This is a genomic window from Candidatus Jettenia sp. AMX1 (assembly GCF_030263775.1).
Taxonomy (GTDB): domain Bacteria; phylum Planctomycetota; class Brocadiia; order Brocadiales; family Brocadiaceae; genus Jettenia; species Jettenia caeni.
The window spans coordinates 1-16088 of the sequence record NZ_SZPP01000079.1; the positions used below are offsets into that span (position 1 = coordinate 1).

Sequence of the window (16088 nt, forward strand, 5' to 3'; positions counted from 1 at the left end):
TTCAGTGTATACAACTAAAAAATTCGCTTTCCTCATATATCTCAACACCTTAGGACTTTATTTTGACTTTACTTTAGTAAAGTCACGCTAGAATCATTTTACTCCTTTGAGGTTGAATGTGGTATGTTTGGTTTTCATACAGAGGGTACTATAGATCATCCATACAAAATCAGGTTTTTACACTTTATTACGCGCCATGAGTAACATATCTATCACGAAAAGAATTTACCTAATTTGACTTGACTTTAGCTTAGCTGAATATATAATCTTTAGCGAATTTTACAAAGATTCATTTTTACTATTTTTATAAAACTTTTTCGTGGAGATGTATAAAATGATTTTAGAGGTAAATTATTCTACAGATAGTCAGCGTAAGAAAATTGAACGGCTCGCATTTATTAAAGAGCGATACAAAAAACTCGTGCTTGATCCGAGAAGAGAAATTGAATTTGAAATAGAAAGGGCATTGGATGATGAAGACGGTGATATCGACGCTATGTAATTATTAATTGAATACTCTACCTAATTATTTATTCCTCTATGTTACTTCCTAAGTATCTTCGAATATAAATTTCCAGTTACAATCTTCACAAAAATATACATGAATCAATAGTATGTTACGGTAAATGTACTATCGATATTTTTTATGAAATTTGGACCTGGAATATTCCCTATCAGTTTTTCTGATTAAACTATCTGTCTGCATAAAAACCATGCAGACAGATAGGAAAACGGGTATCTCTTTGGTGATTTCGCTCCGCTTAATCCGCTACTCACTCCTCAATCATTCGGTAGGGCGGATTAAACGGAGTGAATCCGCCATTGTATCTTTACCTTGCCGGTGTTTATATTTCAAAAAACCTTCAATAACAACATCATCTGAGAATCTTTTTATCGTTATTTCGTTAACTTTTACGGATTCAGCTATAGCATCGATACCTTTTCCAAGTACAGGGGAATTTGCGCCCTGACCTCCAATAATAATCGGAGCGATAAAAACAATAACTTTATCGGCAAGGCAATCCTCGAGTACTGCAGTAATGACTCTGCTGCCACCCTCCACTAAAATATTTGTCATTTTCATCTCACCAAGCTGCCGGAAGAGTTCCTGTAAGTCTACCCGACCGCTCATAGTGTTTGTTTGAATAACCTCACATCCCAACTGTCTGAGTTTCTTAATACGCTCGGGCAATGCGTTCCTGCTCACAGCAACTACTATTTCGCTTTCATGAATTGTCTTTAAAAGACGGGAATGTAAGGGCAACGAGGCGTTACTATCGATGATAATTCTCTTCGGATTCCTTCCTCCCTCAAGGCGGCAGGTCAGGAGAGGATCATCGCGCAATACGGTGTTAATTCCAACTAAAATCCCATCCACCTGCCCACGGACCTTATGTGCATATACCCGTGATTCTTCGCACGTAATCCATTTTGAGTCTCCTGTATGAGTAGCAATCTTTCCATCGAGTGACATTGCCCACTTCACTATCACATAAGGCAATCCTTGCTGCATTAATTTAAAAAAAGAGGCGTTCAATTTCATTGCCTGGAATTCCATAACCCCCAGCTTAATCTCAATCCCTGCCTCCTTTAATTTTCGTATTCCTTTACCTGATGTAATAGGGTTAGGATCGATAATTGCAGCTATCACCTTCCCGATACCTGCCTTAACAATGGCATCAACACATGGCGCCGTCTTACCATAATGCGCGCAGGGTTCCATGGAAACATAGAGTGTTGCCCCCTTGCAGTTTGCTCCTCCCTCATGAATTGCATGCACTTCTGCATGCGCCCCCCCAAAGATCTGGTGATACCCTGTTCCGATAATCTCGTCATTTTTTACAAGTACGGCGCCTACCATGGGATTAGGCTCTACTTTTCCCCTTCCCTTTTCTGCCAATTCCAGCGCAAGCATCATGTATTTTTCATCAGTATTTACTGTAGTCATAACGCAGCAAACTATGGCCGTAACTCCTCTAATCTCCGGAAGTAATCAGGAAATGTCTTGGATACGCACTCCGGATGTTTTATAGATATTCCCTGTGCGCGCAGCCCAATCAACGCAAAACTCATAGCCATACGATGGTCATCGTAGGTTTCTATTTCTGCCGGTTGAGGCAGAGATGGTTCAATCTCAAAACCATCCTCATATTCTACTGCTGAAATCCCCATCCGGCGCAATTCATTCACGACAGCAGAAATACGGTCAGTTTCCTTTATACGCATATTTTTCACATTCCGTACCCGCGTTTTACCGCGGGCGAATACCGCTACAGATGCCAAAGTCTGCACCACATCCGGCATATCCCCCATATCGACGTCCACCCCATGCAGCGTATCTCCCTGCACCTCAATCCAATCAACATGCATCGTAACCTTACAACCCATTTCCTTAAGGACGTCTACAAAGTGAATATCTCCCTGCAGGGAATCACTTCCGATTCCTTCAACTCTAACCTTTCCACCGGTAATTGCCGCAGCAGCAAAAAAGTAAGAAGCGGCTGATGCATCTGCCTCCACCTCATAATGCATAGCGCGATAACGTTGCCCGGATTTGACGAAGAATGTTCTGTAGTTATCGTTGCTAACGTTTACCCCAAACTGACGCATTAATGCAAGAGTCATATCTACATAACGCTTCGAGACCAGGCTGCCTTTCACTTCTATAACGATATCCTTCTGAGCATAAGGAGCTGTCATTAATAAGGCGCTAAAGTATTGGCTGCTTAAATCTCCCTTTACAACAGCCGATCCACCGGATAATCCCTTTCCTCCGACGAGTACCGGCGGACAACCATTATGGTATTTCGAGCTGACATCTGCCCCAAGCTGTCTTAAACCATCAAGTAAATCCTGTATAGGCCTTTCCCTCATGCGCGAAACACCGTCTATCTCATAGACCCCTTTTCCCAGGGTTAGCATAGCAGTTAAAAATCTCATCGCTGTACCTGCATTTCCAATAAACAAATTTGCCTGCTTTACTGGAATAGTTCCGCTCTTACCGTATACCACAAACCTATTAACATTTTGCTCTTCTTTAACGGGTATTCCCAGGGTATTTAAACTAGATGCCATGTATTTAGTATCATCACTAAAAAGGGCATGAGAAATTATAGATTGTCCGTCAGCCAGTGCAGCCGTAACAAGGGCGCGATTTGTATAACTCTTTGAGCCTGGAGCCTTAACTACTGCATTGACTTTTCCTTTTATTGGTTTTATTTCGATCACTTTATAGCTTACCTATGAAAAATTTCCGTACTATGATATTTCGCCAGCACTGCTTTGGGGGGGACATGAAAATCTGTTCATCAATACACCCAAACGGTCCCAAAGTCCCTCATAAGCCTTAACCTATTCCTGATTAGAAATTTAAAACGAATATATTTTAGTTTATTTGAAACAACTATGCAATAGTATCGTGGATATGATTTTAACGAAGAAATGAAGAAAATCTGCTATGTCGGTTTGAATGCTGGCAGAACTATAATAACCTTGGTAAATACACCTTCAACACTATCAATGGCAAGCCTACCCTCATGGTCCCTGATAATACTGTAACTGATGCTTAATCCTAAGCCCGTTCCTTTACTCCGGGGCTTTGTGGTATAAAACGGTTCTACTACTCTATCTCGTATCCTGGCAGGTATACCCGTGCCATGATCATAGAAGGTAATCCTTACCGCCGGACGGTTGTCTATCGTTGTTTCTTCCCCGATAATCTCAAGGATTTTATTCTCATGCACCTCTGGATATTTCTGGTTTAAGGCATATCGCGCATTACTGATAGCATTCAGAAAGACTTGCTGTATCTGCTGAGGGTGCGCAATAATTTGGGGCAATTTTGGAGAAACGTCTAACTTTATCGTAATACCCTCTTTTCGCAATTGCGCCTTTATCAGGACAAACGTATTCGCCACTATCTCGCGGATGCTAACGATGCTCTTCTTCTCCTTTGAATCGCCAAATCTTGCAAAAGAAAGAAGACTGCTGGTTATGTTCGCTATACGGTTAGCCTCTTTGATAATCCGGCCGGCAATATCCCTTTCCTTACTTCCTTCGCTACTTTTATTAAATAGTATCTGGGCACAGTTAATAACACCGGTTATGGGGTTATTGATCTCGTGGGCTACACCCGCAGCCAGTTCACCTAATGATGCCAGATGTCTGGACCGTTCAGCTTCTCTTTGCAAGGTTATCTTTTCCGTGATGTCCAGAAATGCGCCTAAGATGCCAAGAACATTACCCTTTTCATCTTTTATCGGGGTTCTCACCATCCTGACAATCAATTCCTGTCCATCTACGATATATTTCTCTTCTCTGTCATCTGTCTGCCCTGATTCTATAACCCGCTTATCCTCAGTTCTATATTTCTCGGCAAGTTCTTTGGGGAAAAAATCATAATCGGTCTTTCCGGTAATCTCGTCTGGCCTGATATGGAGATCTCTGGCTAAATTCTCGTTACAAGACATGTATACGAAATTTTTATCCTTAGAAAATATTCTCTGAGGAAGACTCTCAAAGAGGAGCCGATATTTACTTTCGCTTGCACGAAGCGTCTTTTTAGCACGTTTACGCCTGATAATGTTACGGACAATACTCCAAAAGCCAACAACAGAGGGAATAAACTGTTTGTATAACCATTCTGCACAAAACCAGTTCTTTGTATGGAAAGCAAAAATAGGGATTGTTACAAAGAATTTCGAGACGTGAGATAATAACATGCCAGCACCCCTTTATAAAATTTGGCCGTAACAAACACAGCGGCCTATGGAGTGCTGTATTCGCCCGGCAACCCTGCTACCATATTCTTAATGAAGATTTAGGCCAGTGGCTTTGCGTCCCATCCTTTCGAATGGTTTGCCTTTATCAGGTTTCAAAAATTAACTTTATAGATACAAACGTTACGTTTAGCATTTTACATACCAATAAACGATATAGCAACTACAAATCGTTAATAGTGCTCAATATTTATCATATTTTTCATCTTAACATACGTATTGTATGAAATAGGTTCAAAAAATTTTACATGACAAAAATGTATCTTGTAGTACACAAATGTTCCTTGATACAGAGTATTCAGAGATATATCCATTGTTTTTTCTTTCTCAATTTTATATTATTTGCATAGAGCATTGCCCGATCTCAGATCTGCTTATCATAAGCAGAGAGAGAAAACTATTGTGCTCACAGACAGCTCATAGTAAAATTATCATGAAAGATTCATTTTTCACATTATCTTTAGTATTATCTATAATAAAAGGCTTTTAAAATGAATTACAAACCCTATGCAATCTCCTGGAACACGACCTATCGATGCAACTTGCGTTGCAGCCATTGTTACCTCGATACCAATGCATTAACCAGGCAATCCGCCAATGAGCTTAGCACTCAGGAAGGGTTTAAGCTTATAGATCAAATGGCAGAGCTTAATCCTAACTTGCTGCTAATCCTTACGGGTGGAGAACCACTATTAAGGAAGGATATTTATGATCTTGCCTCCTATGCCTCTCAGAAAGGGATGATGATAGTGCTGGGCACGAATGGGAATTTAATTGATGATGATGTGGCAAAGAGATTGAAACAAAGTGGTGTAACCGGTATTGGTATTAGCCTTGATTCTATAATGCCTGAAAGACATGACAAATTCAGGGGGATTTCACGTGCATGGGATGATACCCTCAACGGAATTGAGGCATGCCGCAGGCAAGGCATCGAATTCCAAATACAAACAACCGTCACGAAAGAGAATTTTCATGAGATTGCCAATATTATCGAATTCTCATATAATCTTGGTGCCAGGGTATTTAACCTATTCTTTCTGGTCTGTACCGGTAAAGGTCAGGAGTTGACCGATATTACACCGCAGCAGTACGATCAGGCATTGCACCAGCTTTATACTATACAAAAGAACTATCAGGGGAAAATGATGGTGGGAGCAAAATGCGCACCACACTACCGAAGGATTGTGTATGAACATGATACCACCTCTCCACTCATCAGGACGTATGCTGGCGGTTGTCCGGCTGCTACCCACTACTGCAGGATCACACCGGAAGGCGATGTTACACCGTGTCCTTATATGCCTAATGTTTCCGGAAATGTAAGAGAGAAAAGTTTTGTGGAGATTTGGAAAAATACCCCCGATTTTCAAACTTTGCGAAATACTGATCTGAATGGCAGATGCGGTGTCTGTGAGTTTAAGTACATCTGCAAAGGATGCAGGGCAAGGGCGCTTGCAACCTCAGGGAACCAGATGGATGAAGATGGATGGTGCAATTATATCCCGGGGAAATATGGCAATACAGTTATCCAATTAGCACCAGCCGAAACCTTTGGGGTTGAAGAAAACTTCACCATGAGCTGGAGTTCCGAGGCAAAAAATATCCTGAAACAAATCCCCTCTTTCGGACGGGGTATGGTCATTAAAAATGTTGAAGGTTATGCAGCAAAGAGCAACCATCATGAAATAACCTTGGAAGTAATGAGGGCCTCACGGGAAGAGATGATAGCAAAGAAAAGAACTGCATTCCCGACAAAAAGTGAAAGTAAAGCTGGCACTAACACAGAAGATGGAGGCCAGGTACATCAGGATGGTGAAATCCCCTGGGCTGAGGAGGCGCGAAAACGTGTTGCAAATGCGCCGGATTTTGTACGGCCAGGTATTTATAAGCTTATGCAGAAAAAGGCGCGCCAGCATGGTTATAAAGAGATTACTTCTAAATTCCTTTCCGAAATACGGGATGAATCTATGCAGCTCGCATCAAAACGTATTAAGAATATCGGATTTGATGAACTAAGGATGGATGCATGGGATAAGGCCAAAGAAAAGTTAAAAAGTGCACACAAAAAAGAGGTTATTGATACTATTAAGGCATTTCTTGATGAACGTACTATCAGGAATGAGGGCATCATTACTAAATTTCAGGCATATTTGAAGGATTCATGGACAGAGGAAGCAAAGCAACGTCTGGAGAAGGCGCCTATATTTATCAGAGGCAGGGCAAAAAAAGCAATTGAAGGCTTCGCGATCCGGCGAGGTGCTGCAATGATTACCTGCGAAATGATCGATCAATACATGAAAGATATTCCTTCTTTTGTTAAGAATAAACTCAAGTAAAAACAGGGGCTTAAGGGCATGAAAACACATGAGGCCTCTATAGTTTTATGATGTAGGGCAAGAGTTTTATGATGTAGGGCAAGGCTTTAGCCTTGCCTCCTCTCGCTTAAACGTGCACGGGGGATAGGATAGCAACCCTAAAGAGTTACCCTGAATTAAAAATTCCTGTACATCAAATGATGCCACCTTTCAGCAACAATTTTGCTGGTTCAATCGTCCTTGGCTGAACCAAGGCATATTGAATTTCCCAAGTATTCAATAAGGGCGAACACCGAGTACTTCTCTATAAGCTCATAAAAGAACTTGTCATGAATACTATAGTGCTCATAAAACAGCTCTTGCAAAGATACCGAAACTACGAGAATATCTTTCCTGAGGCTTTCAATAAACTCCATATACTTTCCTGTAAATCGATACGAACAAAGATTATTATTTCTTCTATTCTGCTTTCTGTATTTCCTATTTTTATTATGCGGGTATTTATTTATCCCACAGAAAAAAAGGCCTTGCAGGATTCCCTAATACAAAATCTTGAGGGGGTCGGACATAAGCAGTCGGAACTCATTGTACGATGGATCGAGGAAAGGAAGGCTGATGCCAGGATTATAGCAGAAAACCCGAATGTACCTGGTGTAATCTATAAATCCGAGGGGAGTGAAAATTTTTATAGGCTGCTTCATCATTTAAATACCCTTAGAGAGGCTTATGGTTATAAAGAAATCTTCATCTGTGACCGCCACGGAGATTTAAAAATCACTACCTCAACGGGAAAGGTAATCACGAATGTGGCGGGATATGAATTCTTCAAAAATGCCGTAAATGGCATCACCTTTGTATCACCCATTGCACCCTCGGTAATTCCCTTAGAAAATGAATACGGAAGATTAGAATTCGGTTTACCTACCCTCTATATCACTACGCCGGTGATTTATGAAAATAAGATTATCGGTGTCGTATGCTTACGGGTAGATGTAATGGAAATTAGTAGACTTATGAGAAGTGTCCGGTTAGGAGAAACGGGAGAAACATACCTGATTAATAAACATGGATATATGATCTCTGAATCGAAATTTTTACGGGATCTCAAGGATTTTGGAATAGTCCATCAAAGAACAACCCTTGAGCTTAAGGTTATTAATCCGACAACAGGAAAGTTTACCCGAAGTGTTGAGGAATGTCTGAAGGGAGGGCATGGATACGATGGAGAGGGTTATACAGACTACCGGGGTATACAGGTATTAGGCTTTTGGCAATGGATTCCTGAACTCAACTGGGGCATTATTGCAGAGATTGATGTAAAGGAAGGTTACGGTCCGGTCAAGAGATTGCACATGGTTGTTGCTCCCATCATGGTTCTGATAACCATCGTTGTTATCTCCTTTGCCTTCTTTTTTGGAAAGAAAATATCAGATCCTATTCTTTACCTTACCGAGATAACAAAAAGTATTTCTGAAGGTGATTATAGTAAACGGGTGAAAATTATCTCCCATGATGAAATTGGAGAATTATCGAATTCTTTTAATAAAATGGCTTGTTTCCTGGAAGAAAAAACACAGATACTTAAGGAATATACCTCCAACCTGGAGAGAACCGTAGAAGAAAGGACAAAAGACTTAATCCTTACTAACCAGGAACTTGAAAAACAGAGCAGCAATCTGGAGAAGGCATATAAGGAGTTACTTACCCTTGATCAGATGAAGGATAAAATGATACGCGATGTATCTCACGAACTCAAGTCTCCCGTTGCCCAGGTACAGATGGCAATTGATCTCTGGTCTAAAGAAGTAAAAAAAGAACATATAGACCGCTCAAAAGAAGAAAAATTCAGTAAAATTATTAACGACAGCCTGCAAAGATTACAAAAGACTATCGGAAGCATTCTTGATCTTTCTGTTTTAGAATCGGGTCGTTTAGTATTTAAAAAAGAAATTCTTCATCTGAATGAGCTAGCTACTCAAACTATTACCTGTATGAGGCTCCTGGCAGAGAAGAAAGGATTGGCCATAATAGGCCATATCCCCGATACCGTACCTCCCGTAATTGGAGATAAGGATGAAATCCAGCGAGTAATCACCAATCTTATCGATAACTCTATAAAATATACGGAATGTGGAGAAATTCATATTTCTATAGAAAAAAAAAATCCTTATGTAGAATTTGCTATCAGGGACACTGGAGTAGGCATCGGATTGCCAAAAGAGCAATTTTCCAGGTTATTTGAGCGATTTTTCCAGGAACGTCCAAGAATCGATGGGGCAGGTGTAGGTCTTGCGATATGTAAAAACATTATTGAAGCACACAAAGGACAGTTATGGGTAGAAAGCGATGGACCTGGGAAAGGGTCGACTTTTAAGTTTACTTTGCCAATAGCATGATAGAGCAAATAAGGAAAACTTACTTTAATTACGTCTTCAGCAACTGTATCTGTGATCATACGTAAGGGCGAAGCATTTGCTGTTCAGCGTATAAGACTACACAGTACCCTCTGTATGAGACCGGACATACCGCATTTAACCCCGAAGGGGTAAAATGACGCTGGATAACATATACCCTACCATGAAATTATGAAGGGATGTCATCTCAACGCAGACATCCCATGTTACCCCTTCGGGGTTGAAGGGCTTTTTTTGCTTTTTGCTATGATTTTATTCCCACTCAATAGTACTTGGTGGTTTGGTGCTAATATCATACACAACACGATTGACACCCTTTATCTCATTAATAACCCGATTTGAAATGGTTCCCAATACCTCATGGGGAATGCGATACCAGTCGGCAGTCATAAAGTCAGTTGTTTCTACAGCGCGAATGGCAATGACATTTTCATAGCTTCTTTCATCGCCCATAACCCCCACGGTACTGAGCGGCAGAAGTACAGCAAAGCACTGTGAGACAGAACGGTAGAGCCCTGCCTTGCGTATTTCTTCGATAACGATTTTATCTGTATTGCGAAGGATCTCTAAACGGGGTTTTGTTACTTCTCCGATAATCCGGATGGCTAGTCCCGGACCGGGGAAGGGATGACGCCATACCAGTTCTTCCGGCAGGCCAAGCTCCTCTCCTATTTTGCGCACTTCGTCCTTAAAGAGAAATCGGAGCGGTTCAACCAGCTCAAACCCTAATTCTGCCGGTAAACCACCGACATTGTGATGACTTTTAATGGTTACTGTTGGACCTCCATGGGCTGGAATACTCTCGATGACATCGGGATAAAGTGTGCCTTGTGCCAGAAATTTTACCCCGGATATCCTTTTTGCCTCTTCCTTAAAAATCTCAATGAATTCATGTCCGATAATCTTCCGTTTTTTTTCCGGATCAATTACCCCTTTTAATTTATCTAAAAATCTCTCCCGTGCATGAATAACGTGCAGGTCTACGGTGAAATTATCTTTGAATGTTTTGACAACTTCATCTGCCTCATAATCCCTTAAAAGTCCATTATCGACAAAAATGCAGGAGATATGATTTCCGATAGCTTTATGGATAAGCGCCGCCGTTACTGCTGAATCAACCCCGCCCGATAACCCGCATACTACTCTTCCGTCACCAACCTGGCTATGGATATCATGTAAGGATTTTTCGATATATGAATCTATCTTCCAGGTGCCGGTACAGCCACAAATTTCATAAAGAAAATTACGGATAATTTGGCTTCCTTGCAGAGTATGGGTAACTTCAGGATGGAATTGTACACCATAAAATGCCTTTTTCTTGTGTTTCACCCCTGCATAGGGACAATTGTGAGTAAATGCAAGAGACTCGAATTCTATGGGCAATTCAACAACCTGGTCTCCATGACTCATCCACACAATGATATCCTTATCAACTGATTTGAATAGTTTGCTTTGATCATTAACTATGCAAGTCGTTCTTCCGTATTCCCGTGAGACGGTAGGCTTTACCGTAGCTTTTAGCATCTGGCAGCCCAGTTGCATTCCATAGCAGATGCCTAAGATAGGTATTCCCAAATCAACAATTTCTTCATCACATTGTGGAGCATTCTTTACATATACACTGGCCGGACCGCCAGTAAAGATAATACCCTTTGGGTTGATCTTTTTGATTTGCTCTGCGGTAATCTTGTGTGAGACTATCTCACTGAAAACATTATTTTCTCTTACCCGTCGTGCGATAAGTTGAGCATATTGTGAGCCAAAATCGAGGATTAAGACTTTTTCATTATTCTCTTCAATCATGTTATTTTCCTGGATATAATTTTATATGTCATTATTGTAACATACTTAAGCAAAATTGACAAAAAATGGCAATGAAAAATATTCCTTATAAAGTACCAAAACATAATAAAGAGATTTTTATTGATCCGTCAATAGATAGTATTCCAAATTCAGTACTGGCAAATAAGCATAAGATACATACTTATAAGATCAAGGTGGCTGGTATTCCATTGAGGGAATTGCGGGATAAAACCCGGGAAGAATTGCTATACAAGGCTGCTGATTATACGAGCATGATTGCATCTCTTTTCCCTAAGAGCCAGGCGAGAACGCTCTCTTCTGTGCAGCATAATAACAAGAGGAATACCTCATGGCTGGCAGTCCAGGATAAGCTGCATGTTAAAGGACAGGCTTTGGACTATGAGTCAATTAAAAGTATTCCTATTATACAGACTGGCCATGAGCCTATTTTCTATTATCCGGGAGTATGGATAAAGAACCATCTTGCCTATCATGTAGCTGAAAAAGTTGGTGGCATTGGTGTTAATATGATTGTGGACAATGATGCTTGTAATATGGGCTTTATGCACATGCCGGTTTTATCCAATACATCAGCATCTATTCAGAAGGTACTCTTTGTAAGGGATAAATATAAGACGGCGTATGAGGAGATCAGGTTTGATGATTTTGGAACGATACCTCGATTCAGAGAAGAGGTCTTAAGCCTCTTCAAAAAAAATATCTCTGATAAGAATAACAACGTGAAAATAACCATCGAACATATGCGGTCTATGTTCGAAAGGTTTATGAATTGTATGGTAGAAAGCTATCAGCAAGGCTGTATTGATATGGTAGGTTTGTTAACATCTGCACGATGTGCCCTGGAGAAGGATTTTTTTATTCATAATCTGGAAATTCCTGTTTCCTCTATGTGTAGTACGGATGGATTTTATTATTTTTTATTGCATATTCTATATGAAGCAGGCCGGTTCTCAAAAATATATAATGAGAAGCTAAGTGAATACCGGCGGATTCATAAAATTCGCTCACACGCTAATCCATTGCCGGATTTAAAGATTAGCGGAAATTTAATAGAATTACCTTTTTGGACATGGAATGCGGGGGGGCAGAGAGGTAAATGCTATGTATTGGATGAGGGAGAATGTATAAAAGTTACTCAGGGGGGGGATGTTTTGATTACTCTGAAGAAAACCGGAGAGGTTGATAAGAATCTATCGAGGCTAAGAGCATTATTACATACGGATATTAAAATACGTCCACGGGCAATTACAACAACAATGTTTTCCCGCTTATTTTTCTCGGATGTATTTATTCACGGAATTGGAGGAGCAAAATACGATACGATTACTGATGAAATTATCAAAGAATTTTTTAGGATAGACCCTCCAACCTTTATTACCGTTTCTGCTACCCTGTTTTTGCCGTTTGATACCTTTGATTCTGATATTGGAACCGCACAACGACTGCAGAATGACCTTAGGAATATGACTTATAATCCGGATTTATATGCTTCGAAGGAGATACAAAATGATACAGAATTTATGGATAAAGCCAGGGAAAAGCAAACATTATTAAAGACGGCAGATTGTACTGCAGATGAGAAAAGGCAGCGCTTTAATAAGATTAGAGAATTGAACAAGCTCATGTTGAATCAAATCCATGCTGAATTTCTTAAGAAGCAACAGGAGTTAAACACGGTAAGTGAGAATCTTGCATATAACGGGGTTGTAAGATTTCGTGAATATCCGATTTATATATACCCTATGGAAGTTCTGCATCAGTACTTTTTATCTGCTTTTTCCGAAGGGTAAAATAGAGGTACGTGACGGTAATGATGGTAATTATAGTCCCAATGATAATCAGGTCTGTTTTTATAGCAAGAACGGAATGAAGGGCTTCTTTCACATCAATTTTTACTAACAGTATCCAGTTAACGTCCCTGAGATTTTCAAGCGGTGTGTATGCGCTGATTACGGGGATATTACGATAATCCTTTATGATTTTTATATCGGTATTTCCACGAAAAGCGTCTCGAGTGCCTTCTGTGTCAATTTCAAGTTTGAGAATAGTATTTTGTGTAAAAAATCTTGATTTTGAGCGTATAAAATTATCATCGCCCACAATATAAATTTCACCCGTTTCACCTAATCCGTCTCTCTGGGATAAAAATACATCAATCTTGGAGTAGGGTACTTCAACAATAATAACACCCAGGAGCCTATTGGTAAGATCGAATACAGGAGCGGCTGCCATAAAGGTAAAATCTTTTGAATCCTCACACCAGCTTAAATCAGAGAATTTAATATGATTTAATCCCTCTTTAAATACTTCTCCGATAGAAAACGAACTGTATTCTCCTGTTTTCAAGTTTGTTCCGATGTGTTCATCCTTTCTAACACAGAATACAACATTACCATCTATATCCACTAAAAATATGTTATTGTAACCGTATTGCCTGAGAAAATGCTCCAGCAGCGGACCATAATACGTATCTACCTGTCTGTAATCAGAGCTGTCAAAGCCGCCATCCTTAAAGGCATTTGAGAACCGTGGTAAGCTTTGAATAACTAATGGATTTTTGGAAAGCACATTGACGTCTCCGTATCTTTCATAAAAAAAGTTTTGGATTTGCATCTTTTTAATTTCCCGGACGGAGACTAAATGGTTGAGAACTTCATTCCTTAGGGCAGGAACAAGGGTTTTGTATGTTAACGGACCCATAATGATTAAAAAAACCAAAAGTGCAATGCCTGATACGATAATTATTCTATTTATAGGTTTCAATTTGATAAAGTTACATCTAAGAATTGTTTCTATTCTATTAAGGGATAAGTAATACCAAAAATACATATCTTACAAATTAGATTTTGTTTGTCAAGCCTTTTCAAGTTGGGCGGGAATTCAAAAAGGTATGAAAATTCAGACATTAATTTATAAGAACTATATGATGTGAAAATTCTCAGAAGGCCAATCTGGATTCCCGATAAAGGCAATCAGGAATGACATGGAGGACTACCGTAGATTCAAACCCACAGCCCTTGTTGCTTTCATAAATAACCGGTTACATGAGATAACAAGAACCTTATTGTGGAATCTCCGGAGCCAGACAATAAACAATAAATTTAAGTAATTGATTGATACGTTTGAATAAAAAAGGCTATATCTTTCAAGTCCCCACCTAATATTTCAATAGTGAAGTGAGTAATATGATTTTTTTTGAGAATTCTGATTACCTTATCCATATCCATATCATATTCTCTGGAAAAATGTGAGTGTGTATCGCCATACGGACTTTTAAAGTTCCAATTCAAAGAGGTTTGATTCGTATTTATATGCACTCCAATTACCTGGCATTGTGTACAAATCTCTTCAAGACCTCTATAGAAATCAAATTTATTGAGAAGAGAGGATGCCCATAAATGGCCGGTATCGAGCCAAACGGGACAATTGAGGTATATAAGATGCGCTGGCGTCTGATTTCCATTGCCAATACCAGGAAAATCATTTTCTATACAGAGGGTATATGATGGGTATCTCTCCCTCAGTCGTTCCATGTTCATTTTCACGGTATTTTGATAATTTCTGAACTCTTCTGTTTCTAAAAACCTTGGGTTCATGACTCGTGTATCATTGAGCCGATATTTGCTATTTATGGCATCACGTAATACCTTTCCATAGTTGTTTGGATCATTTTTAATAGGGTTTTGGGTCATAAAGAAACCGTGAAATAACGCGGTTTTCGCCTGGAGTGACTGCATAACGCATGCGGTATTTTGGAATCCTGCAAGAATACTATCGAAATTATTATGAGCAAGATTGATGAAATGATTTGAGAATACCGGGGCGTGAACAGTAAACGCAACATCGAGGTCTTTAATGGTATCGTATACGTCTTTTGTTATCGAATTATGCAATTGTATACCAAAGGTAAAACCGTAGGATTCGATTACATTGCGGCATCGTTTTATCTTTGCAAGTATATCTCCATGATAAAAACACATCGTGCTTAGCTCAATTTTTACCCACATTGAATTTATATAATCCTTATCGTTATGAATAGTTGACTCATAGCCTTGATGCTTGAATTTTGATGAAAATATTATGTATAAAAAATGGGAAAGTCAAGAATTTATTAACATGGATCTGACATCCGAATTCATAATATCATAAAATTTGGAAAATAGAACTGTATACTATTATATACCAGAAAGACAAAAGTGTATGTTGTTTGGTACGGCACTGTATGTTTTTCAAGACATGCGAAGTTTGGTATAAGGGGTATTTTTAAAGTTATTTATGATAATTTTGATTATAAATGTATGAATAACATACAAAAATAATGATTAAGATTTCTCTTTTATAGAAGAGAAAAACAACATTAATAAATGAAATACACGTATTGTAATAAGTTATATTTTAAATGGTTATGCATCACCTTTCTCAGGATTTTCATAGAAATGATTTTTTGGCAAACACATTGCTAATCATAGCAGCGCCATGCAGACCTAAAGTTAATTCTTTGTAAGTTCTTGTACCCATTTGATGAAAGGAGAAAATAAAAAATATCTTTCGCTAGTTGCTTATGTATCTTGCATAAGATTTGTAACATAATAATTTAAGAAGGAGGGGAAATGAGAAGGTTGAAGGGTAAATTATGGAAATTTCTTTTCTGTAAGTTAGTAGTCCTGTGTTGCTTGTCAGGCGCTTCATATGCCGGCACAATTCATGTGCCAAAGGATTATTCCACGATTAAGGCTGCTGTAAGTAATGCATCG

The 16088-nt window shown here is 39.3% G+C and carries 10 protein-coding genes and 1 riboswitch; of the genes, 4 read left to right on the forward strand and 6 right to left on the reverse strand.

What is annotated here, in order from left to right; translation table 11 throughout:
• Positions 1-334: 334 nt before the first annotated feature.
• The gene (locus tag FBQ94_RS16945; RefSeq protein WP_007222005.1) at positions 335-502 is read left to right on the forward strand and encodes a hypothetical protein; all 168 of its coding nucleotides are present in this window, start codon (positions 335-337) and stop codon (positions 500-502) included.
• Between the two features lie 282 nt (positions 503-784).
• Here FBQ94_RS16945 and ribD read toward each other — a convergent pair whose 3' ends face one another.
• The 3 genes from ribD to FBQ94_RS16960 form a co-directional block, all read right to left on the reverse strand.
• Positions 785-1948 (reverse strand): bifunctional diaminohydroxyphosphoribosylaminopyrimidine deaminase/5-amino-6-(5-phosphoribosylamino)uracil reductase RibD, encoded by a 1164-nt coding sequence (ribD, locus tag FBQ94_RS16950; RefSeq protein ID WP_285442288.1) that lies wholly within the window; start codon positions 1946-1948, stop codon positions 785-787.
• Positions 1949-1959: 11 nt separating this feature from the next.
• Positions 1960-3228: a 3-phosphoshikimate 1-carboxyvinyltransferase gene (gene aroA, locus FBQ94_RS16955; protein ID WP_007222007.1), complete on the reverse strand. Its 1269-nt coding sequence runs from the start codon at positions 3226-3228 to the stop codon at positions 1960-1962.
• 227 nt (positions 3229-3455) lie between these two features.
• Complete coding sequence (locus FBQ94_RS16960) at positions 3456-4721, reverse strand: two-component system sensor histidine kinase NtrB (protein WP_051006180.1); 1266 nt, start codon at positions 4719-4721, stop codon at positions 3456-3458.
• A 63-nt stretch (positions 4722-4784) separates the two neighbouring features.
• A riboswitch (cyclic di-GMP riboswitch) is annotated at positions 4785-4872 on the reverse strand.
• Positions 4873-5269: 397 nt separating this feature from the next.
• Between FBQ94_RS16960 and FBQ94_RS16965 the strand changes: the two genes are divergently transcribed.
• A complete protein-coding gene (locus tag FBQ94_RS16965) occupies positions 5270-7117 on the forward strand; it encodes a radical SAM/SPASM domain-containing protein (RefSeq protein ID WP_285442289.1) in 1848 nt (615 codons plus the stop codon).
• Positions 7118-7425: 308 nt separating this feature from the next.
• Positions 7426-9492 carry a sensor histidine kinase gene (locus FBQ94_RS16970; protein ID WP_007222010.1) on the forward strand — a complete coding sequence of 689 codons (2067 nt, stop codon included), beginning with the start codon at positions 7426-7428 and terminating at the stop codon, positions 9490-9492.
• A gap of 270 nt (positions 9493-9762) precedes the next feature.
• Here the strand turns inward: FBQ94_RS16970 and guaA are convergent, their stop codons facing one another.
• Positions 9763-11313 (reverse strand): glutamine-hydrolyzing GMP synthase, encoded by a 1551-nt coding sequence (guaA, locus tag FBQ94_RS16975; protein ID WP_007222011.1) that lies wholly within the window; start codon positions 11311-11313, stop codon positions 9763-9765.
• 65 nt (positions 11314-11378) lie between these two features.
• Here guaA and FBQ94_RS16980 point away from each other — a divergent pair, with 65 nt between their 5' ends.
• Positions 11379-13124 (forward strand): hypothetical protein, encoded by a 1746-nt coding sequence (locus tag FBQ94_RS16980; RefSeq protein WP_007222012.1) that lies wholly within the window; start codon positions 11379-11381, stop codon positions 13122-13124.
• Here FBQ94_RS16980 and FBQ94_RS16985 read toward each other — a convergent pair.
• Complete coding sequence (locus tag FBQ94_RS16985; protein WP_285442290.1) at positions 13075-14034, reverse strand: cache domain-containing protein; 960 nt, start codon at positions 14032-14034, stop codon at positions 13075-13077. The genes FBQ94_RS16980 and FBQ94_RS16985 overlap by 50 nt on opposite strands.
• 401 nt (positions 14035-14435) lie before the next feature.
• Positions 14436-15341, reverse strand: a complete 906-nt coding sequence (locus FBQ94_RS16990; RefSeq protein WP_007222014.1) for a hypothetical protein — start codon at positions 15339-15341, stop codon at positions 14436-14438.
• Positions 15342-16088 lie beyond the last annotated feature (747 nt).